18 protein-coding genes are annotated in these 22621 nt (G+C 39.5%); 9 read left to right on the top strand and 9 right to left on the bottom strand.

The genetic code is table 11. The features are described 5' to 3' along the window. Positions 1 to 109 precede the first annotated feature (109 nt). The 3 genes from nifS to nifB form a co-directional block, all read right to left on the bottom strand. Positions 110 to 1312, bottom strand: coding sequence for a cysteine desulfurase NifS (gene nifS, locus QNJ66_RS12330; protein WP_300507122.1), 1203 nt, complete (start codon positions 1310 to 1312; stop codon positions 110 to 112). Positions 1313 to 1401: 89 nt separating this feature from the next. Then, a complete protein-coding gene (locus QNJ66_RS12325; protein ID WP_300507119.1) occupies positions 1402 to 1602 on the bottom strand; it encodes a hypothetical protein in 201 nt (66 codons plus the stop codon). A gap of 3 nt (positions 1603 to 1605) precedes the next feature. After that, a complete protein-coding gene (nifB, locus tag QNJ66_RS12320; RefSeq protein ID WP_300507117.1) occupies positions 1606 to 3078 on the bottom strand; it encodes a nitrogenase cofactor biosynthesis protein NifB in 1473 nt (490 codons plus the stop codon). 1027 nt (positions 3079 to 4105) lie between these two features. Here nifB and cysE point away from each other — a divergent pair. The 9 genes from cysE to QNJ66_RS12275 all read left to right on the top strand — a co-directional run bounded on the left by cysE (position 4106) and on the right by QNJ66_RS12275 (position 10702). Beyond that, entirely contained in the window at positions 4106 to 4816 is a 711-nt protein-coding gene (gene cysE / locus QNJ66_RS12315; RefSeq protein ID WP_300507114.1) for a serine O-acetyltransferase, read from the top strand. 16 nt (positions 4817 to 4832) lie between these two features. Further along, on the top strand, positions 4833 to 5120 hold the full coding sequence (locus QNJ66_RS12310; protein WP_300507111.1) for an Asr1405/Asl0597 family protein: 288 nt from the start codon (positions 4833 to 4835) through the stop codon (positions 5118 to 5120). 190 nt (positions 5121 to 5310) lie between these two features. After that, positions 5311 to 5523: a DUF2949 domain-containing protein gene (locus tag QNJ66_RS12305; protein WP_300507108.1), complete on the top strand. Its 213-nt coding sequence runs from the start codon at positions 5311 to 5313 to the stop codon at positions 5521 to 5523. Between the two features lie 29 nt (positions 5524 to 5552). Then, positions 5553 to 6686 (top strand): homocitrate synthase, encoded by a 1134-nt coding sequence (gene nifV / locus QNJ66_RS12300; RefSeq protein WP_300507105.1) that lies wholly within the window; start codon positions 5553 to 5555, stop codon positions 6684 to 6686. Continuing rightward, positions 6673 to 7014, top strand: coding sequence for a nitrogen fixation protein NifZ (locus QNJ66_RS12295; RefSeq protein ID WP_300507103.1), 342 nt, complete (start codon positions 6673 to 6675; stop codon positions 7012 to 7014). Before nifV ends, QNJ66_RS12295 begins: the two co-directional genes overlap by 14 nt. 77 nt (positions 7015 to 7091) lie before the next feature. Continuing rightward, a complete protein-coding gene (gene nifT / locus QNJ66_RS12290) occupies positions 7092 to 7292 on the top strand; it encodes a putative nitrogen fixation protein NifT (RefSeq protein WP_300507100.1) in 201 nt (66 codons plus the stop codon). Between the two features lie 424 nt (positions 7293 to 7716). Beyond that, the gene (locus tag QNJ66_RS12285; protein ID WP_300507099.1) at positions 7717 to 8316 is read left to right on the top strand and encodes a (2Fe-2S) ferredoxin domain-containing protein; all 600 of its coding nucleotides are present in this window, start codon (positions 7717 to 7719) and stop codon (positions 8314 to 8316) included. Then, on the top strand, positions 8316 to 8744 hold the full coding sequence (locus QNJ66_RS12280; RefSeq protein WP_300507096.1) for an ArsC/Spx/MgsR family protein: 429 nt from the start codon (positions 8316 to 8318) through the stop codon (positions 8742 to 8744). Before QNJ66_RS12285 ends, QNJ66_RS12280 begins: the two co-directional genes overlap by 1 nt. 221 nt (positions 8745 to 8965) lie before the next feature. Continuing rightward, on the top strand, positions 8966 to 10702 hold the full coding sequence (locus QNJ66_RS12275) for a 6-pyruvoyl-tetrahydropterin synthase-related protein (protein WP_300507094.1): 1737 nt from the start codon (positions 8966 to 8968) through the stop codon (positions 10700 to 10702). Between the two features lie 217 nt (positions 10703 to 10919). On the opposite strand, the gene QNJ66_RS12270 is transcribed toward QNJ66_RS12275, so the two are convergent. The 6 genes from QNJ66_RS12270 to QNJ66_RS12245 form a co-directional block, all read right to left on the bottom strand. Continuing rightward, entirely contained in the window at positions 10920 to 12740 is a 1821-nt protein-coding gene (locus tag QNJ66_RS12270) for a diguanylate cyclase (RefSeq protein WP_300507091.1), read from the bottom strand. Positions 12741 to 12994: 254 nt separating this feature from the next. Beyond that, entirely contained in the window at positions 12995 to 16171 is a 3177-nt protein-coding gene (locus QNJ66_RS12265) for a hybrid sensor histidine kinase/response regulator (RefSeq protein ID WP_300507089.1), read from the bottom strand. 123 nt (positions 16172 to 16294) lie between these two features. After that, positions 16295 to 18481 (bottom strand): methyl-accepting chemotaxis protein, encoded by a 2187-nt coding sequence (locus tag QNJ66_RS12260; protein WP_300507086.1) that lies wholly within the window; start codon positions 18479 to 18481, stop codon positions 16295 to 16297. A 254-nt stretch (positions 18482 to 18735) separates the two neighbouring features. Then, complete coding sequence (locus QNJ66_RS12255; protein ID WP_300507083.1) at positions 18736 to 21174, bottom strand: HAMP domain-containing methyl-accepting chemotaxis protein; 2439 nt, start codon at positions 21172 to 21174, stop codon at positions 18736 to 18738. A gap of 101 nt (positions 21175 to 21275) precedes the next feature. After that, positions 21276 to 21821, bottom strand: coding sequence for a chemotaxis protein CheW (locus tag QNJ66_RS12250; protein ID WP_300507081.1), 546 nt, complete (start codon positions 21819 to 21821; stop codon positions 21276 to 21278). Positions 21822 to 21935: 114 nt separating this feature from the next. Then, the gene (locus QNJ66_RS12245) at positions 21936 to 22298 is read right to left on the bottom strand and encodes a response regulator (protein WP_300507078.1); all 363 of its coding nucleotides are present in this window, start codon (positions 22296 to 22298) and stop codon (positions 21936 to 21938) included. Positions 22299 to 22621: the final 323 nt, after the last annotated feature.

Here is a 22621-nt window from a genome sequence, read left to right as displayed (position 1 = left end):
TTACCAGATTATTGTTTGTTAATAGTTGAATGGGGGTGGGGAGTGTGGGAGGGGTGGGGAGTGTGGGGAGAGATATGATTCCGAACTCCGAACTCCGAACTCCGAACTCCTACTTAGCTAAGGTTGCTTTTTCTTGTTCTTGTAACCAGGTTGCGTCGTCGCTACTAAAGGGAGAGAGCGCTCGCAGACGGGTAATAACATCGGGTAGTACTTCGATGACACGGTCGATCTCATCTTTGGTGGTATAACGAGACAGACTAAAACGAATCGAACCGTGCAACACACTATAAGGGAGTCCCATTGCTCTCAAAACATGAGAGGGTTCGAGAGAACCGGAGGTACAAGCTGACCCGGAGGAAGCACAAATACCGTATTGATTCATAGACAATAAAATGGCTTCTCCTTCGATATATTTAAAACCAATATTAGTTGTGTTAGGTAATCTTGCTTCGGTGGTTCCATTAACCACTGTATCGGAGATAAACGTCAATATGCTTGCTTCTAAATAATCTCTTAATTGTCTTTCATGGGAAACATTGGCCAAGTGAGATTGTGCTAACTCGCAAGCTTTCCCCAAAGCAACCACACCGGCTACATTTTCGGTCCCTCCTCGGCGGCCTCTTTCTTGATGTCCACCAATCAAAAAGGGACGGAAACGGGTTCCTTTACGTACATACAAAGCACCTATACCTTTGGGACCATGAAGTTTATGACCGGATAGGGTTAACATATCGATGGTGCTATTACTCATGTCCATGGGTATTTTACCCACCGCTTGCACCCCATCTACATGAAATAAGGCTCCATATTCCTTAGCCAGTTGTCCCACTTCTTCAACAGGAAAAACCACCCCTGTTTCATTATTAGCGTACATCATGGTCACCAGGGCAGTGCCGCCGGTTAAAGATGCTTGCACCTCATCGAGATCCAATCTTCCCTGACTATCGACTCCTAGATAAGTGACGCTATAACCTTGTTTTTCTAAATGTTTGCAGAGATTTAAAACGGCTGCGTGTTCGACTTCTGTGGTAACAATATGACGTTTATCGGGTTGCGCGCTCAAAGCAGCGCGGATGGCAGCGTTATCTCCTTCTGTCCCGCAACTGGTAAAAATAATTTCTGACTCTTGGGCCCCGAGTAAGGCAGCAACTTGCTCTCTGGCGGTTTTGACTGCTTTGGCCACTTGTCCCCCGAAGGTGTGCATACTGGAGGGGTTGCCATAATAGAGGGTGAGATAGGGCATCATTGCTCCTATTACCTCTTCGTCTATTTGGGTGGTTGCATTATTGTCTAGATAAATACAGTCTCTCATCAGTTTGTACCAGAAGTCAGGGTGGGGAGTCGGTGGGGGCTTAATTTGATTAATTAAGCCCGTCAGGATAGGTTGAAAGCGGTCCTAGATTAATCGTTTAGGTTGGGTAAACAACTGTAGTCTTTGGAAAACCCTGTACAGGGAGGTATAGAGTAGTCATCGACGCAAGTGTTACAGTTATTTTCTGTTTCGCTTGAGGTGGAACTCTGAGGGTTGACAACAGAGGTTGAAGAATTTCCTTTTGAGGAAAGATGGGAAGCTTGTGAACCATAGCTAAGGGTATCGAGCATACATTAGACTCCTAATGCTTGTTTCTGCATATAATCTTTGTAGAAGTTAATGGCCACGTTATCTATAATGTCGTAGGCTTCGTAAGGCTCTAAGCCAGCTTTGCGTAGTTCTTCTTGGGGACAAGGACCGATCTTGGAGGCAAGAACACCTTTACAGTCGGAGATGGATTTAATAATGTTGTCTAGGGTTGCTTCTTCGCCGTAACCACTTTGACAGTAGTGATCTACTTTGCGGTGAGCGACAAATTTAACCTCGGTGCCATCGACTTCAAAGATTTGGAATTCTTTGGCGTGACCAAAATGTTGGTTAACTAGGCGGTTGCCTTTGGTGGCTACTGCCAGTAATATTTTAGGTGCGTTGGCTTCTTTTTCTGCTTTTTGTTGCGCTTTAGCTGCTTTGAGTTCGGCGTTGAATTTTTCAATATCAGCGTGAACTTCTTGACGTTTAGCCTGATCGTATTCAGGAGTCATTTCTAAGAATTTGTCTTTGGTAAACTCTTGAGAACGATCTTCTCCCAACAACCCGACAGCATCGGCACGACATTGACGGCAGTGACGCATCATCTTCATGTTGCCAGAACACTTATCCTGTAAAGATTTTAGTTCTTTGGGTGTGGGTCCTCTTTGTCCGGTTAATCCGAAGTGAGTTCCGTGTTCAGGGGCAGAAATTAAGGGCATGATATTGTGAAGGAATGCACCTTTAGAACGAATTACCTCGTTAACTTCTGCTAGGTGTTCGTCGTTGATCCCGGGGATCATTACTGAGTTGACTTTACAAAGGATGTCTGCTTCTTTGAGGGCATCTAAGGACTCCATTTGCTTCTCATGAAGTATTTTAACGCCTTCTATTCCTTTATAACGTTTCCGATTATACCGAACCCAAGGATAAATTTTCTCTCCTATTTCCGGGTCGATCATATTAATGGTCAAGGTAACGTGATCGATGTTTAATTCTTTAATGCGATCAACATATTCGGGTAACATCAATCCGTTACTGGATAAGCAGAGTTTAATATCCGGTGCCTGTTCTGCTACTAATTCAAAGGTGCGAAAGGTTTGTTTGGGGTTAGCTAAGGGATCTCCAGGTCCGGCAATACCTAACACCGTCATTTGGGGAATTTTTCCTGCAATAACTAATGCTTTGTGTGCTGCTTCTTCCGGGGTTAAGACTTCACTTACTACCCCTGGCCGACTTTCGTTAGCACAGTCATATTTACGATTACAATAGTTGCATTGAATGTTACAAGCAGGGGCAACAGCAACGTGCATCCGTGCATAGTGATGATGGGCATCTTCACTATAACAGGGGTGTTTGGCTATTCTTTCTTGAATACTTGCATCTATGGTTTGTGTGCCATCGTCACTTGAAGGACAAGCACAACCTCCTTTAGCCTTGGGGATGAACGAGCTTCCCCCAGGAGTCGCTTTCTTAGCCGTAGATGCGTCAGCGTTAATGAGACCAGTAGATTGTAACATTGAATTCCGTGAGTTAAGAGGACGAATTAAAGCTTGACTGAAAACAGGAGGCATAAAGGGCGGCACAGAGGAAAAACAGAGGAAAAGTTGTTATCTTATGATGCCGTTGTTGCCCAAGTTGCCATTGTTGTTAGAGGAATTAGTCAGAGACTTTATAACGAGCAAAGGGTTAAACAATGAACTGTATGTCTTCGGCGTTATGTCATTTATAACACCTCCCTCATTTCGGGTTGCCTGTTGTTGAGTGGGTTGGGATTGATTGGATTACTTAATATGCACTCATATCCTCAAGTCCTTTTAACACAAGGGTTTGAGGTTGCTCAAAATTTTTTTGGGGTACAGGGTACAGGTATTTATCAGGGGAGGCCCCTGTATTTTTACGGGGGGAGTCAGGCATTTTTGCACTCAGTTTCTAAGTCTGATTACGTAAGGTTTTGAGCCTATTATTGTCTTGTTTTTTTCCCCTCTTATTTCCCACTCATCACTTATCAGTTACCAGTTATTGCTTACTGTTTACTGTTCACTCTCAAAAGAAACACCGAGTTAGCTTCCTCTCGCCTCCCCAGTGCCGTCACGGAATTCAATTCTGTATCCAATGTAACATTTTCTCGCTGGTAAATTTGCTAGGAACCCGTTAGGTTCGAGTTTCGGGGGTATAACATAGCTCAAACCCAGATTTAATGGGATGTATAGCCCCTTTATAGTTTCTTAATTTTGAGTAGTTATTGATCTAGGCTATTATTGGATGAAAAAAGGTTTGAAAGTCTTGCTAGATACTGATTTTGACTGAGTACACAAATACAAAACCCTCACCTCAAAAATACTTTATCCCCCACCAGAAAATACTTGTCCCCCGACCCCAAAAAAACTTTTAAAATTCTTGAAAAGCCTACCATGTCTAGCTTTGAGCAAAAGGAATAATCCATTAATAAGTTCAACCAATTTGACTCACCGTCTTTGTGTATGGGGTCAATAGAGGGCTTGGTATAAGCATAACAACTAAGTCTATGCGTAAGCACGGAATTTAATGTTTGGATCACTCCCAGTCAGAGAGGGTCATGGAAGTCAGTCAGAAAGCTCTATTGCAAAGGCACGCACTTCTGAGACTAACCTATGGAGCGTTTTGTGGCAAGATTTTCAAATCATTTTCAAAAGAGATCCCGCCGCTCATCATTGGTTAGAAGTGGTGTGTTGCTATCCAGGTTTACACGCTTTGGCGATCCATCGTCTATCTCATTACCTATGGCAACGTCATGTAGCTTTTGTCCCTCGTTTGCTCTCTCATTTTGCCCGTTTCCTCACCGGAATTGAAATTCACCCTGGAGCTACTATTGGTAAAGGAGTGTTTATCGATCATGGTATGGGGGTGGTGATTGGGGAAACAGCCATTATTGGGGATGATTGTCTAATTTACCAAAATGTTACCCTTGGTGGTACCGGCAAAGAAAGCGGTAAACGCCATCCTACTTTAGGCCATTCGGTGATCGTGGGAGCCGGAGCCAAAGTTTTAGGCAATATTTGTATTGGCAGTCATGTTCGTATTGGAGCAGGCTCTATTGTTTTAGGGAATGTTCCTCACGATTGTACCGTAGTAGGCGTTCCTGGTCGTATTATCTCCCGTACAGGTCCATTTTGCCCATTGGAACACGGTAAATTACCTGATGTTGAGGGGGAAGTAATTAGGACTTTATTGGACAGAATTGAAAAATTGGAACAAAAGATACAAAAACTATCTTGACCTTTACCTTACAATTATGATGCAACCTTATAACTCCGATGCTCTAATCAGTCGAGTTGAGAAAATTTCTCGCTGCGATCGCTGGACTGTTTGTCAACGTCTTCAAGAATTAACAATTCCCTGCTGGTGTCCCGAAGATGGCTCATTGTGGGTAGAAATAGAAAATGGAATCCATGCTATTTTACTCCGTAGTGTTGTCTCTGGGATGATCGCTCCCCGTCAAGAGTTAATCAACTGGTTAGAGCGGTGTTGGCAAACGGTTGATGACGAGTCCGTTAAGTCTTATCAAAATAGACAACTGTAACATGGTGATTCTCTGGTTAGATCACCAACGCAACACTGAGAAAATTGACTAATCAATAGCCTTATTGGGGTTTTTCAGCCAATCATCAGGCTTATTATTCTTAAAGTTAGGTTTTTTCCTCTTAAGCCGCTTTTTTGCTTTTCTCAGTTACCTGATCACAATATAGATAACTGAACTTCTCAGTGCTGTCATGGAAAACAATTCAATTTCTAGCGAATTTAGTCAATTCTTGCAACAAGAGATGGCCCTATCACAGAATGACCTAGCAGTGGTCATCAAAAACCGAAGACAACCAGGAGATCCCATTCCTATGTTGCTTTGGCAATACGGCTTAATCTCTTTGGGAGAACTACAGAGAATTTGGGATTGGCTAGATGCTCAAATGTACTTTCAGTCTCCCTAATTATTGGTCAATCTGAGGAGGATTAAGTCTTGAACAATATTCATATCAATGATACAACCCTACGAGACGGAGAACAAGCTGCCGGTATTGTTTTTAGTGCCGACGAAAAAATAGCCATCGCTTCGATGATGGATAGTATGGGCATTCCTGAGTTAGAAGTAGGAATTCCCGCCATGGGAGGCTCAGAAGCCCAAGCCATCACCACCATTGCCCAAAAAGGATTAAAAGCTCAGCTTTTAGGCTGGAACCGTGCTGTCCGTTCCGATATAGAAGCCTCTATTGCCTGTGGTTTGAAACGGGTTCATGTCTCTATCCCTGTTTCTGAAATTCAAATTAAGGCAAAATTTAAAGGAAAAACTAATCTTGTTTGGCAACGCTTAAAAGATAGTCTGAATTTTGCTTTAGATCAGGATTTATTTGTTTCTGTGGGTGCTGAAGACGCTTCAAGGGCTGATGAGTCCTTTTTACTCGAAGTAGCACAGTTTGCCGAGTCTTTAGGTGCTTCCCGTTTTCGTTTTTGCGATACGGTAGGTATTCTTGAGCCTTTAAGCACGGCTCAAAAAGTGGGAAAATTGGTTAAGTGCCTCAATATACCCATTGAAATGCACACCCACAATGACTTTGGCCTAGCCACAGCTAACGCCTTAGCCGGGTTGCAAGCAGGGGCAACGGCGGTTAATACAACCGTTAATGGCTTGGGAGAAAGAGCCGGTAATGCGGCTTTAGAAGAGATGATCATGGCCCTAAAACGACTCTATCAAGTTGATTTAGGGGTGGAAACCTCCCGTTTACGGGAATTATCTCAACTCGTGATCGCTGCTTCAGGTATTGCTCTTCCCCCTTGGAAAGCGATTGTCGGGGATAATGTCTTTGCCCACGAGTCCGGTATTCACGCTCACGGTGTCTTAGAAAACCCCCAAACTTACGAACCTTTTTCCCCGGATGAGGTGGGTTGGAAACGCCGTTTAGTGGTAGGGAAACATTCGGGACGACACTTATTGACTAATCTCTTGAGTCAACATGGTATCCGTTTAAACCATGAAGAGTCCCAAGTGGTGTTAGACTCAGTGCGCCATTTATCGGTGCAAATGAAACGGAGTCTAACCGTTGAAGAGTTACTTGATGTTGTATCCAATAGGAGTATGTCTCATGGGATTGTATAATCCAGGTGAAATTGAACTTAATGATCCTCCCGCTTTTGAAATGGAACAAAAAGTGCGTCTGCGGAAAATGATTCGCAATGATGGAACGTTTCCTGGTAAAGAAGTGGGCGAAACTTTAGCCAAAAAAGGCGATGTAGGTTATGTTGTTGGCATTGGCACCTATCTACAAAGTTATTACATTTATGCCGTTCATTTCCTCGAAAAGGGTTATGTTGTTGGTTGTCGTCGTAAGGAGTTAGTTCCTGTGGATGAACCTTTTACTGATGATACCGATGATGAGGAAATTGTAGAAACCGTAGAACCTTCTCTACAAGAGTCTCAGGTTTAAGAGTTCGGAGTTGAAAATAGCAACTTTTTTCTATTCCCTATTACCTATTCCCTGTCAACTATTTTAGGAGTTATTCAATGAAAGTAATGCTACGCCGAGAAGATGAAGGTAATTTATCCGTTTATGTGCCTAAAAAAGATTTGGAAGAGTTAGTTGTTAAAGAAACTGTTGAAGGAGACGGCAAAATTTTAACTTTAGCTAATGGTTGGGAATTAAAATTTTCTGACCTCAATGACGACACAACTTTACCTCAAACATTCGACGCAAAACGTCTTTAAGCTTCCTCCAGTTTTTCGGGCTTAATTAAACAGTGAACAGTGAGCAATAACTGAAAACTTGTAACTGGTAACTGGTAACTAATTTAAGCCCCTTTCTTCAAGTTTTTTTACTGTTTTTCTTATTGAGAGAAATTATAGTTTAAAGATGGTTTCAGTAATCTAGCTCAACCTGATAAAAGCTTTTTTGTCATTTTAGTTGACAAAAACTCTCATCACCTCAAAAAAAATGGTAATTTCTTCAGTGAACAATAACTGGTCATTTCATTTATCATTTAACATTTATCATTGATCATTCGTTTGGAAGTAGGCTTGAAACCTCTCCCACACTTCTTTCTCCCTAAAGGGAGAGGCTTGAAAACAAAATGTTCAATGTTCAATGTTCAATGTTTGGTAACTGATAACCCATACTTTTAGGAAAGCTATCATGAGTTCAAGTCATTCTAGTGAAACAATTCCCTTTGAATTACAAGGCGAATTTGTGGGCTTTATTTATAAGTCTAATGGTCAAGCAAAATCTTTAATTCTAGCAGTTGGAGAACGGCAATTAAGGATTAAAATTGACAACAGTTTACAGGATACTAACGCCTTAAACTTATTACCTGGAGATTGGATTTCAATCACAGGAGAACAGGAGTTAAAGAAAGAAAAATTTACTAAGTTAAAGTTGAAAGCTTATGAAATTGAGCGACTAAGTTGCGACGTAAAATGTAATCAGGAACTAGGGACTAATACTATGGGTAAAACTAAAGGTAAAGGTTGTGCCAAAAAAGGTAAAATCCTGCTTTGTAATAAGTCTGACTGTGCAAAAAGAGGAGGGAAAAAACTTTATACTGTCCTGGAAAAAACTATCTCTAATTTAGGCTTAGAAAAGCACGTAAAAATCGAGAAAACTGGCTGTCAAAAACGCTGTGGAAAAGCTCCCAATATGATTTTAATGCCGGGGAAATGTAAACACAGTAAACCTAATCCTAAAAAAATTGCAGGATTACTCGAAGAACACTATCTTACCTCTGGAAAAAAATAATGGCTAACGTTACCTTTTACGAGAAACCAGGTTGCCGGAATAACACAAAACAGAAAAATTTGTTATTAGCAGCCGGACACAATTTAGAAGCAAAAAGTCTTTTAACTGAACCTTGGACACCGGAAACTTTAAGACCATTTTTTGGGGATTTACCTGTTAATTTATGGTTTAATCCTAGCGCGCCGAAAATAAAATCTGGGGAGGTTATTCCTGATAATTTAAGTGAGGAAAAAGCCTTAGAGTTAATGATAGTTGATCCCTTATTGATTCGTCGTCCTTTAATTCATGTTGATGGAGTTTTTCGAGTAGGTTTTGAACCTGAAAAAATTGATACTTGGATCGGTTTAAACCCAGATAAACCTGTGACTGAAGACTTAGAAACCTGTCCCCGTAGTCACGAGGAAAAATCTTGTACAACTGTTCAATAGTTGACAGTTCATTCTGTAGTAATGTGAGTTCGACGGAGGGGAAAACTCTAAAAGACCCTAAAATAAAGTTGAATTATGAAAATTGATAGCGATCACTGGTTATTAGTGATCGCTATCAATTTAGACAGGATTTTTCGTTAAAAACAATGTTATGATTCCCATATATTGAATCATCAATAATTACAAAAAACCCTATTGATAGTAATTAACTAATTGACTTTATGATACGAGAAACAAGTTCACAAACAGTCAAATCAAAAATAGATAGCATTACCACTAAGTTATCACCCCCACCCTATTTACTTGAAGGTGGGATAGTTGTTATTTTAGCAATAGCAACGATCATTATAAATTTCAAGATGATCAAGGATGGACTCAATGGAAATGCAGATATTAAATGGCATCTTACTTGGATTCAGCATTTCTCTAAACAATTATCGGAAGGAATTTTGTATCCTCGATGGCTGGCTGGAACTAATTATGGATACGGTAGCCCCACTTTTGTATTTTATCCACCTCTTGCTTACTATTTTGGTTCATTTTTTAGATTAAGTGGCTTAGATGCTCAAGATACTCTTATTAGTCTCTTTTCTTTAGCACTGTTTTTATCAGGTTTGACTTTTTATCTTTATGGTAGAAATAAATGGGGAAGAATTGCTGCTTTAATGGGTGCATTCGCTTACATAACAGTTCCATATATCGGTTTTGATATCTACTGGAGAGGAGGGTTAGGGTCAATGTTTGTTCAGGCCTGGATTCCTCTACTTTGGTTGTTAACTGAACAGTCCCTTTCCTCAAACAAAAAATCGCGATTAGGACTTGCTATGTGTTGGACAATAATTGCTTTAACACATACCCCAAGCTTGCTAATTTGTGCAGTTATTTGGTTCCCCTCTGTATTATTTTTTCTATTTAATAAACCTTGTAAAATTGTACTAAAAACAATTTTATCTGCGGTTATGGGATTGGGAATCGCATCTTTTTATTTATTACCAGCTATTCTCGAAAAACGTTTTGTTAATATCGAGACAATGAAAGAACTTCATGGAGGTTTTTCTGGAAATTTATTGGGTATCCAAGAACTCTTAGGTATAACCAACAACAATCCGATTTCTCCTGTTGTTTTTCATCAATTATCCGTAATCATTGTTTTAATAATTCTTGCTTTTATTGCTGAACGTTCTCGCTTTTTCCAGCCTCAAGAAATTTGGTATTGGATAGTTATTGCCTTCAGTATAACTTTTTTAATAAGTTCTTTTTCCAGATTTATTTGGGAAGCGAGTCCAACTTTACAAATGCTTCAATTTCCTTGGAGATTCTTACAAGTTTTATCATTTATTGGAGCAGTTTTATTAGGAATTTTTGTTAATATGCTCCTAAAACTTCCCCTAGGTTATAGATTTTTATTATCCATAGTAATTGTGGGAATTCTGCTAATGAATTTTAGATATTCTTATAAACTTTCACGTAAATATATTACGATTCGTAACCCAGGACGAGGTAATATCGAACATCTTCAGCATATTAAAACTATTATTGATGACCCGTACACAGATAAATTGAGGGATGTTCGAGAATACCGCCCTCTTCTTAAAAATGATACCTCATCTCCTCCTGTACCTGTTATTGGTCAACCCAAAATTTCTGTTATTAGTGGTCAATCCGAAATTGAAATACAGCAGTGGAAAAGCTATCATCGTATATTCTCTGTAACAGCAGAAAAATTTTCAAAAATTCGAGTCCGAATCTATTCTTATCCAGCTTGGAATTTATACATCAATGGGAAGTCTTCCCCTATTAATATGTCTAATGATGGAACAATAGAATTGGAATTAGAGCCAGGTTCTTATGGTATAGAATTACGATATCAAAAAACTCAGGCTTTTATCTTAGGAATTATTTTAAGCTTGTTGAGTTTTACTGCTCTAATCTTTTTTGTGAGAATGAGAATAATATGAACATCTTTAGCAAAAATTCTAGTATAGCAGGAGGCAGAAAACCAACTCCTAACCCTTCCCAAAAGCGGAATTTTAATTATTAATTTTTAATGATAATAAAACTTCTCATACTCGTGAAGTACATAGTTTTTTGTAGAGACGTTGAATGAAATGTCTCTACAGGAAGGTAGGGTGTAGCTAATAAGTCTAAGTCTAAGAAACCCGATAATTACTGAATTCATATAACTCCAACTAAAGAATTAATCTTGACACTATGACTCAATTTTAAACTCAGTTTATGCTCCGATAAAATAGATAATTTTTCAATATTATTAAGAATTCTTTGACTAATTTTTTCCAGTATTTTGGGGTGAGAAACATTATTGAAAATAATCACAAATTCATCATTACTCCAACGGGAAGTAACATCATTTTCTCTCACTAAAGATTGTATTTGTTTTGCGATATTTCGTAGAATATTGTCCCCTTCACTGTTTCCTAAAGTGTCTTTAATATCCGTTAAATTATTAACCTTGATAAACATTAAACTAAAAGAAGATTGTCTATTTTCATGATTTTTAGCAATGACAGATAAATATTTCTCAACACATTGACGGTTTGCTAAGCGAGTAATGGGATCAATATCGCGTTCAGTTGGCGTAATTTGTATTGGTTTTCTTTCTAAATTATCAGATAGTTTAAATTCTTGTTGTTCTACATATTTTCTAGAAGAAATAGTGTCACTTTTTCTTCTGGTTAGCTGTTTCATTTCGGTTTTTTCTACGGTCTTTGGAGAAGAAATAGTGTCAATTTTTGTTGTGATTAGTGGTTTACTGATATTCGTATTGCTGTGCAAATACTTATTAACAATAGTCTGTAATTCATGTTTCCTAAAAGGTTTGGCTAAATAATCAGTTGCTGCTGCTTCTTTAATATTTTCAGGGGTCAACATTTTCTCGTTACCACTGATCATAATCAGGGGAGTATTCTTAAATAAAGGACTTGTTTTAATAATGCGACACAGTTTATTCCCATTAATACCTGGCATCGAAAAATCAATTAAGATTAAATCTGGCTTATATTTAAACAAATAAGGAAGAGATTGTGTGGGATTATCTATGGTAATAACTTCGTGTTGAGCCTCTTCTAAATAGGCTTTAATCATGTTTAAAATAGTGGGACTATCATCGATACAAACAATTTTATAAGTTTTCTGTTGTTTGCTTTGAGTGGGTTTATAATTATTAAGTGGTTGTGAACTATTTTGGGTTTTACTAGGTGTATTTTTTGGGGTTAAGGGAGGAATAGAAGGTAGTTTATCTAGAGTGGTTTGGGGTGGTTGTAATTGTAGAATATTGCTCTGAAGATAGGGGAATAATAATTGAGCAACTTTTAATTCATCTTGCTTTACAAAAAGACTAATTTGACGCAGTGTTTTTCCTTGCATGAACTTAACTAATTGTTCTAAGGCAGTGGGATTAAGATTTCCAGAAGGAACTTTTTGCTGTATTAAATTAGGGTTAGCACAGAAAAGACGCTGATAGGGAGAAGTGATCGCAGCAGAGAATTTTTGCCAGTTTTGCATTCTGATGATTAGATTGTCCAATAAATTAGAAATAATGAAAAGATTATCTCCTTTGATGGTTATCTGATGAGAAGATTGAGGTTGCTCATCAGACCAATGATATTCTGCTTCTCTTAACCATAAATAAGATTCTAAAGCATCTTTGATGAGGTCTGTTTTTAAGCTCAATACCTCATCAGTAGTTAAATGATTTTTTTCTGTTAACTGCTTTAAAACACTAGGGAGTAAGGGCTGTCTTGAGGGAACATTTTTGGCTACATTGGCCACAATTTTAGCAACGGCCTCTTGATTATTTCGGAGTAAATAATGTTCTATTGTAGCGAGGGACTGTAAGGAATGGGTTGCATCCTGTAGCATTCCATTGATAAAGTATAAGTCCCAGGTTACTTGGTTAGCGGTTATTTGTAGATGACCGCTTTTGCATTTAGCGGCAGCATTTTCTAAGAGTTCAATGGGTTGAAAAATGTTGTTCATGATAGATAATTTAGAATTTGGAAAATTGTGTTTGTTAAGTCAGAAATTAGGAGTTAGGAGTTAGGAGTTAGGAGTTAGGAGTTCGGAGTTCGGAGTTCGGAGTTCGGAGTTCAGAGTTAGGAGTCAATATATCTCCCCACACTCCCAGTCTCCCCGTCTCCCCGTCTCCCCACACTCCCCACACTCCCAGTCTCCCCGTCTCCCCCCACTCCCCAAACTCCTAGTCTCAAGAGAAAATGGGGGATCGTATTTTTTTACAAAATACTGTGCAGGGTTTGCAGTAATTCTTGTGGGTTGTAAGGTTTAGAAAAGTAAGCAGCAGCACCTAAGTTCATGGCTAACTTACGATGTTTCTCGTTACTACGAGAAGTCAACATAGCAATGGGTAAAGAATGAAACTCTGGTTTAGTTTTCAGTTCTTCGAGTACCCCATAACCGTCCAGTCGTGGCATTTCGATGTCACAAATAACTCCATCTACCACAAGTCCTGAAACCAGTTTATCTACTGCATCTTGTCCATCTTTTGCTTGTTCAACTTGATAGCCAACTTTTTCTAGGGTTAAAGTGAGATAACGACGGACATTAATAGAGTCATCTACTACTAGAATCGTTTTTGCAGTATTTTCGGTTGCGGGTTGAGAAGATGGGGTGATAGGTTGAGATCCCTTGTCTAAACAGTCTTCTAGAAGTTGCACCGGATCGACCAAAGGAACCACTCGACCATCCCCTAACATCATGGAACTGATGATACCCATAGGTAAGGGTAAAGGACTTTCAATGGGTCGAATGGTAACTTCTTGTTCACTCCAAACGTGATCGATATGAATGGCACCCCAACTATTTTCATTCCCAACAATCAAAGCAGTGGGTTTATTGATGACGGGATAACCCGACATTTCAAAGGGTTTATGGGGTCGGTTGAACTGCAGACTTTTTTCGGGATGTAGCAAGGGGATCGTTTCCTCTTGCCAGGTAATTTCTGTTAAGTCGTTCACTCCTTCAACTTGTAAGGGTAAGACCTCTCGTACACTGTTAGCAGGGACAGCAAAAATGAGGCCAGAACTTTCGACTAACATCACCCGTAAAATGGAGAGGGTAAAGGGAACTTTGAGGATAAAGGTGGTCCCTTTTCCTACTTCGCTGTTAACCCTAATATCCCCACGAATCTCTTCCAGACTGGTTTTAACAACATCCATTCCTACCCCACGACCAGCAAGTTCGGTGACTTCTTCGCTGGTAGTCAACCCAGGTTTAAAAATGTAGTCAATTATTTCTTGAGCGGACATTTTTGCAATTTCTGAGTCGCTAACCCCCATTTTTCGCAACTGTTGACAAATTTTATGGGTTTCAATACCCTTACCATCGTCTTTAACGGTGATCAGAGTTTCTGTACCTCGGTTAACCGCTTGTAGGGTTATGGTTGCTTCCGGGGGTTTACCTGCTTTGATGCGAGTGGGAGGATCTTCGATCGCATGAGCAAACGCATTACGGATCAAGTGCATTAAAGGAGCATTAAGGGTTTCGACCATGGTGCGATCGATGAGTGTGCTTTCCCCTTCAATTTTCAGATTAACTTGTTTACCCCACTGTAAATTAAGATCCCTTACCAAACGAGGAAACGGTTTAACCAAGTCCGCAAAGGGTTGCATCTGGGTGGTGGTGACATTCTTTTGTAGCGATCGCGTGGTTTGGTTGAAGTCTTGAACTACTTGGGTCATTTTTTGTAACCCTAAGTCCATATCTGAGGTGACTTCTTCCAGTTGGACAATGGTTTCTATTTGTTCTTGAGAGATTAAATGGAGATCACTATAACGATCCATTTCCAGGCGATCGAACTTTCTAACATCGTTCTCTACAGTCAACAATGATGCACCATTCAACTGTTCACCCGTCACTGATAACTGATAACTGTCGCTCAACTCCTGAGTTTTCAAAACCATTCCTTCTAGGGAAGCTTTATCGTACCAAGTTTTTAAGTGGTTATTGGATGTTTCTAATTGAGTGATCCTTTGACGCATTAGTGCGACAAAGTTGGTCAGTTGTTCTAAACGGAGGTTAATACTATTGCGCTCTAGAACTAATTTTCCGAATAGACTATTAATTTGATAAAGTTGCTCCACCGGAACCCGAACGGTTTTCCCTGTGGTTTGAGGGTTGAGATTATTGGGAATATTTTGACGACTAAACTCTAGGTCATTTTTCCTCTTAGCTGTTTCCTCTTGTTTTGTTTCTACAGAGGGTGTATCCAGAGTAAAAGCATTCTGCAACTCTGCTAAGTCTGAACTATTTAAGATAGTCTCCGAGGATAAGTCTAATGCTTGTTCTATTTCGTTTTGAAGCTGACTAAAATCGGTTAATTCCGTTTCAGTAAATAAATTTAAGCTCTCATCTTCAGTGAAAGATAAGTTTTCCTCTGACTGTAAAACCCTAGCACTAGAGTTTTCAACCGTGTCATCCTCAGCTAAAAATAAGAGTTCTTCGGTGCTGTCTTCTGAATGTAAAACCCTAGCACTAGAGTTTTCAACCGTGTCATTTTCAGCTAAAAATAAGAGTTCTTCGGTGCTGTCTTCTGAATGTAAAACCCTAGCACTAGAGTTTTCAACCGTGTCACCATCACAAGAATAACTTCTGAGTTCTGAGTTCTGAGTTGTGACTTCATGAACAAACCCTTCTAAATGAGAGGGAAGTTTCTCGAAACTACCGCGTACAACTAAAGCGTGGGAACGTCTCCATAGACTTAACGCTTGTTGAGTTAAAGCAGATAACTGTTCGTTTGGGACAATAGTAACTTGATGTTGAACCGACTGACAGAGTTGAATAAAAGGGTCAAGTTCTGCCATTTGACCAAAGGCCAATAGTTGTTCTGCTGTTAAGACCAGGGTTTCTTTTAACTCAGTGGGGGATAGGAAAACATAGCTTTGCTCAAATTGATCGAGGACGGTTTCTACTCCTTCCTCAAACATCAACCAAACAGGTTCATCATTGTCTGCATTTTGAGAAAATAAAGTATTTTCGTCCTCTTCTTGGAGATCCCCTAAATAATTCCGTAACTGTTCAAAAATGGGGTTAACGTTTTGCTCTAACCACTCGTTATCAATGTCTGCCCCTTGACGATGTAATTCGTTCACCTGACGCAGACAATCAACCCCTTGTAAAAGTAAGGTTTCGACTTTGGTTGCGATGGGAGTGGAAGCGTGACGAACCCGTAAAATTTTAAAGAAGTCTTCGAGATGATGAGCTACTTTACTTAAGGCATTAAAGCCCATCATACCAGCCCCCCCTTTAACAGAGTGAGCCGATCGCAGTGCTAGATCCAATTGTTGGGTAATGTCATCAGAGCTTTTTAACTCTAATAACGCTGTTTCAATGCCATCATAACAGTCGTGGGCTTCGTCGAGAAAATTAAGGCGGACTTGTTGTTCTTGATCCATGATGTTTATCAGTTATTTCATTTATCATTTAACATTTATCATTTATCATTCGTTTGGAAGTAGGCTTGAAACCAAAATGAAAGATGAAAGATGTTTGGTCATCAGTTATCAGTTGAGTATTTATTAACTAATTTTGAATTGTTCTACGGTTGCTTCTAATTTTTGGGCAACTTGGGCTGTTTCTTCCATGGACTGGGCCACGGTTTGGGACGCTGTAGAACGTTGTTGGGATTGTTGGGCTATTTGCTGCATCAGTTCCGTAACAACGCGAGAGGTTTCTGTTTGGGAAACTGTTGCTTGGGAAATAGAGTGCATTAGCTCATTAATGGTCTGAGACCGCGCTAGAACCGTCTCTAACCTTTTTTTGGTGGCTTCGACCAGTCGGGTACTATCCACCACCTGAGACGTTCCTAATTCCATGGCCTGGGTAACTTCCTGGGTTTCTCCTTGAATAGCTTCCACGATCTGGGTAATCTCTTTGGTAGCGGCGGCTGACTGTTCTGCTAGGGCCCCTACTTGCTCCGCTACAATCATGAAACCTTCTCCTTGTTTACCAGCACGACGGGCTTCTACACTGGCGTTAATGGCTAATAAATTGGTTTTCAGGGCAATTTCTTCGATTAAGGACACTACTTGCGAAATCTTTTGTGAGGACTCCCCTAACCGCTTCATTTTCTTCCCCGTTTCCCCTACAGTTGTCCGTAACTGGAAAATACTATCTACGGTTTTATCCATGGCTTTTGACCCTTCTTGGGTGACGGTGTAGGTGTCATCTACTAGGGTTGCTGCTTCATTAGCGTTGTTGGCAACTGCTTCGATGGACTGGGACATTGCTTCTACAGATCCCAAGGTTTGGCGGGTAGCTTCGGCTTCTTCGATGGCCTGTTGGGCTAACCCTTGAATAGATTGTTTATTGTCTCCTAAAGATGAACTTACGTGAGTTGTGGAGGTTTTTACCTCCATAGCAATGTCTTTGAGGTTATGGATAATAGCGTTAAATAAATCAGCTACCGTACTCATTTCCATGGAGGTTAGGTTAGCGCGAACAGTGAGATCCCCATCCATTGCACCCCCAACATCTCCCAATAGTTGAGCAATTTCATTTTCTAGTTTTTCTTTCTGTTGTCGTTTTTGATCCGCTTCTTGTTCTAGACTGGCAATAGATACTTGTAACTGTTGTGCCATAGTATTAAAAGAATCGGCTAAAACACCAATTTCATCATTACGGTTGATGTTTATCTTTTGGTTGAGCAGCCCAGAACTTAAAGCACCAGAGGCTTTAGTGAGTCGAATGATCGGTTTTACCATGCGATTAGTTACCACAAAAACAATCAATCCCACTAAACCCACAACGGTCAAGGCTATGGTCCAAACAATTTGTTCAAATTGTCGTTTTTGTAAAAAGGCTTCTCCTTGTTGTTGCACTACAAAAACTCCCCAACCATTTTCCAAAGAGGCACTATAAGCAATCCATGAAATGCCTTGTCCATCGGTAAAGTCAAGATGCCCCTTTCGTCCCCCTAATAAGGCTTTAACGGGAGGATAATCCCTAAAATCAGTTAGCTTATCCCCTGTGACTAAGGTTGAGTTAGGATGAGCCACCAATTGACCGGCTTCATCCACAACCATTGCGTAACCAGTCTCGCCAATTTTGACCGCACCCACTTGTTGAGCAATTGTGTCTAGATTACTACAGGCTTGAAGAACCCCTGCGACTACTTCTTGTTGACGAATGGGTGTAGAGAAACAAGTGGCTGGTTGTTGATTCGTTTTACTGATCAGAGATTGCCAAGTAATATCATTGCCGGCTTTGGCTCCCTTAAAATAATTCCGTGAGCTATAGTCTTTAAGAGGTTTATTATCATTACGAGCAATATTCATCCCGTCAAGCCCTATGGTACTTGCCAAATAAAGATGATCATAAGATTTGACAAATTCTTCTAGGAGTGGTTTCTGCTGTTTAGCCTCTAAACTAACCATACTGGGTAATCGACTCAAATTTTGCAATGCTAAAACGTTCATGGTTTTCCAGCGAGCAACGTTTTCTGTCAATGCTTGGGTTTGGTTAGCCAGGATTTCTTGTGCATTGGTTTCAATAATTTTACTAGCGCGAGAACTGGCATAGTTAATGCCGATTAACATCGGGGGTATGACACCAAGCAACACGAATAAAGGAACACGAAACTGTAACCTTTGCATAAAGGGAATCTTCATCGATCGCTGCCACCCAGAAAGGGTTTCAGCTTTTGAATTGGGGGATGGCTGACTAATAATGGCTTCTGGGGTAGTTTTTATAGATGATTGAGTCATTTTTGGTTCAGTCTTATTTAATAAGTGTTGTTTTAGACGAGATCGGCGTTAAAGTTTAGGTTATGGGGGTCATTTCATTTATCATTTATCATTCGTTTGGAAGTAGGCTTGAAACCAAAATGAAAGATGTTCAATGTTCAATGTTCAATGTTCAATGTTCAATGTTCAATGTTCAATGTTCAATGTTCAATGTTCAATGTTCAATGTTCAATGTTTGGTCAAGGACCGTTGACCCCTACATGATTGATGTTTAATTACTTTTCAACTTTGAATTGTTCAACGGCGGCCTCTAATTCTTGGGCAACCTGGGCGGTTTGTTCCATAGAATGGGCGACGGTTTCGGAAGCAGCTAACCTTTGTTTGGAATATTGGGCAATTTCTGCCATTAACTGGGTAACGGTTTGGGAGGTGTCTGTCTGGGAAATGGTCGCCTCGGAAATAGATTTCATCAGGTCGTTGATGCTCCGAGAACGGTCTAAAACCTGTTCTAGTTGCCCTTTGGTGGCTTCTACTAATTGGGTGGTATCGTTCACCTGATTGGTTCCCAAGGTCATGTTATAAGCTACTTCTTGGGTTTCTCTTTGAATATTGGCCACAATATTGGCAATTTCTCTAGTTGCGATGGCAGATTGTTCGGCTAATAGGGCTAGTTGTTCTCCAAAAATAGCAAATCCTTCTCCCTGTTCCCCTGAACGTCCGGCATTAATGGCTAAGAGGTTGGTTTTTAAGGTCATTTCTTCGATTAAGGAGACAACCTGAGAAATCTTTTGGGAGGATTTTTCTAATTGCTGCATTTTTTCGGTGGTTTCGGCAATAGTTGTCTTTAAGCTGACAATACTATTCACCGTGTCATCCATTGCTTTGGCCCCTTCTTGTGTTACCCCGTAGGTATCATCGGCGAGGGTTGATACGTGGTTGGCAATTTTGGCAACTCCTTGGATAGATTCTGACATCTCTTCTACCGATCCCAAGGTTTTCTCCGTTGCTTTGGCTTCTTGGATAGTTTGTTGGGCTAAAGCTTGAATAGACTGTTTATCTTCTTCTAATGCGTTACTTACCCTAGCACTAGAGTTTTTCACCTGAATGGCAATATCTTGCAGACTGTCAATAACGGCGTTGAATAAGTCAGCAATGGTACTCATTTCTATGGAGGTTAAACTAGCGCGAACGGTGAGATCCCCATCCACTGAGTCTTGTATTTCTTCTAGTAGTTGATAAATTCCTAGTTCCAGTTGTTCTTTTTCCTGTTGTTTCTGTTGCGCAACAGTTATTTGTTCGAGTACAAGTCCTTTAACTTTGGTTATGAGGTTATTAAAGTTTTCCCCTAAAATGCGAGTTTCTTGAGTCCCTTCTAAGGGCGCTTTAACGTCTAAGTCTCCGGCTGCTACCTGTTGCGCTTTAGTTACTAAGTTAGCTAAGGGTTCGGACAATTTCTGGGATAAAAGAATGATAATCCCAGTGGCAACAGTTCCTAAAATTAAGGCAGTTACAGCGAAAATACTGGCTAGTTTCCGTCCTTGTGCGGCAATTTCTGCTTTGGTAACGGAAGACACCACCACAAACTTAGTGTTGGGAATTCTTTTTAAGAGGAAATGTCTTCCCCCAAACTCGAAACACAGGAGGTTTGTTTTCCCTACTAAATTTGTTGTTTTTTCGTCTGTGTGTTGGGCTTCAAACATAACATGAGTAATACCAGCTTTCTCCTTTAAGGCAGCTAAAAACGGGGCCATAGTTTCTTTAGTGGGATTATCATTTCTATTGAGGGTTTCTAATAATTTTTTAACAACTTGGCCAACTGTTGCCCCACCAACGATTTCTTGTTGATTATTTGTCCCTTCTGCCGAAAAATTTACTAAGATACTACCATCTTCTCCATTAATAATTTGGAGACTTTGGGAGTTTAAAACGTTATTTCCAATGCTGATGTTAAGATTTTCATTGAATTTTTCCATTGAAACCCCAATTTTCGTAATACCCAATAATTCTCCTGTTTGCATATCTTGAACGGAGTTAACCAGTTCTAAAATGTTGGCCTGAGTTGATTCGTCAAACCCTGATCTGACTATCTTTGCCCCTTGTTTTACACCTATTTGCCACCAGTCTTCATCACTTTGTACAAAGTCAGAAGTAGGCATATTATAGGCAACATTAAACCCGTTTCGTTCTGTCAAAATAATTTCAGAAAGTCCATTTTTTTGAGCAATAATTTGTAGATAATTATTTAGATCAGGGTTAGGATTCAACAATTTTGTTTCAGCAAATTCTGCTTCTACTTCTTCGATGGATTTGTCTAATAATCCTAGCTGTTCTACTTGTTCATTTCCTGCTTGTAAGTTTTGGTAAATAAAAGGACTTGCTACCAATAATTCCTTAATATTTAACGCATCATTCAGAAAATTCCGAGTTAAAACGCTGGTGACAATAACCTTTCTTTCTACCTCGCTCAAGATTTCAGCTTTTTTATCACTATTAATAACATTAATCCCTATGGTACTAGCCACCGATAAGGGAACTAATACCGTGGGTACAATAGTTGTTAATAAGCGACTCCGAAGGGTACTTGCTCGGTGGCTATTTTTTTTCTTTTCCTCTTGAGGTGAAGCAAAAATTTCCTTTGTTTCTTGAGTAGAATTATCTTGTGGTTCAGGTTGATTGTCTGACACTAAATCTCTTGATTTTTCGTGGGTTTTCATGAAGTTTTTATTTTTAAAAATTAGGGTAAATAAAATAAATTTTGATTCAAAAAATGGCCTACCTATTAATAATTTTTTAAATCATTTTAAGTATAGATCAATTAATTTTTTTCAACTTTTTTAATGATGTTAATTAAATTGAGAATATGTAAAGCATTCTCTCCTTCTTTTCGGGTTTCTTGAATAAAAGGCAAAAGACTTTCTGGCAAATCTTTTTGCTCAGCTTCTCTCTTGTCAGAAATAACCCTGATTACCCCTTGAATACGAGGAACAGCTAACCCTAATAATAATTCCTTATTAGTTGTTTGGGACATCAAAGATGAAGCACGAATTACAATCATTTGATAGGTTTGTAGTAAAGAAAAAGGAGACGACAAACCCAATAAATGCGGCAGATCAATTACAAAAAAAACGCTATCACGTGAAGTCATTAAACCCATTACAAAGGATGACATACTAGGAAGAATCGTTATTTGTTCTCCAGCTACTAATAAAGATTCTTGAACAAACTCCATAGGAACTAACCCATTTATTTGAGAAGTTAGTTGACAACTTAAATAAGATTGTCCTTGTATTTGCGGAGTTTCAAAAAGTTGGGGAAGGAGTTCTTGTAGTCTAGAAAGGGAACTTATTTCAGTGGTTGACATGATATTAATATGAGTTAGAAGTTAGGAGTTAGAAGTTAGGAGTTAGGAGTTAGGAGTTAGGAAAGCTTCTTTTTTAATGGTTCCTAAATCTAACTCCTGAAAACAGACATTTGTTTAGGCCATAGCGGTTTGCAGAGCAGTAACAACTTCTTCTTCGCTACAGGGTTTAACAACGTACCCTTTAACCCCTTGTTTGCTTGCCCACATCTTGTCCAGATCACGATCTTTTGCAGTACAAGCAACCACAGGAATATCTGCGGTTTCGGCTTTTTTCTTCAGTTGACGACAGAGATCCAAACCACCCATATTAGGCATGATCCAATCTGTTAAAATAGCATCAGGTTTGTTGTCAATAACTTTTTCTAAAGCTTCTTTACCATCGTTTGCAGTAACGACTTTATAACCTGCTTTAATTAAATATTGACTGAGAAGGTCTAATTCAGCCTTTATATCATCTACGACTAATATTGTATTCATGAACTAGAGAGCATTTTTGCTACTATATGGACTACTATCAATGTTCCCAATAGTTCAACAAAAGTAAATAGTCAATAATAACTATTTTAAACAGTAAGTTATTAGTTCAATTAAGTGAAAACCCTGGGGAGCATCCCATTTTTGCCAAAAACTTATTCTTGGAGTTTGACGGGGAGAGGGGAAGATGGGGAGACTCACATCTTGCATTAGAACAAGAATACTTAATAAGTAGAGGCAGAAGGCAGGGGGCAGGAGGCAGGAGGGGAGAAAAAAGTTGAAAAATAAGATTATTTAGCTTTTAAATTGCTCATAATTGGCTATTT

The organism is Crocosphaera sp. (assembly GCF_030064895.1).
GTDB lineage: Bacteria > Cyanobacteriota > Cyanobacteriia > Cyanobacteriales > Microcystaceae > Crocosphaera.
This window is presented reverse-complemented; position numbering and strand designations above follow the sequence as displayed.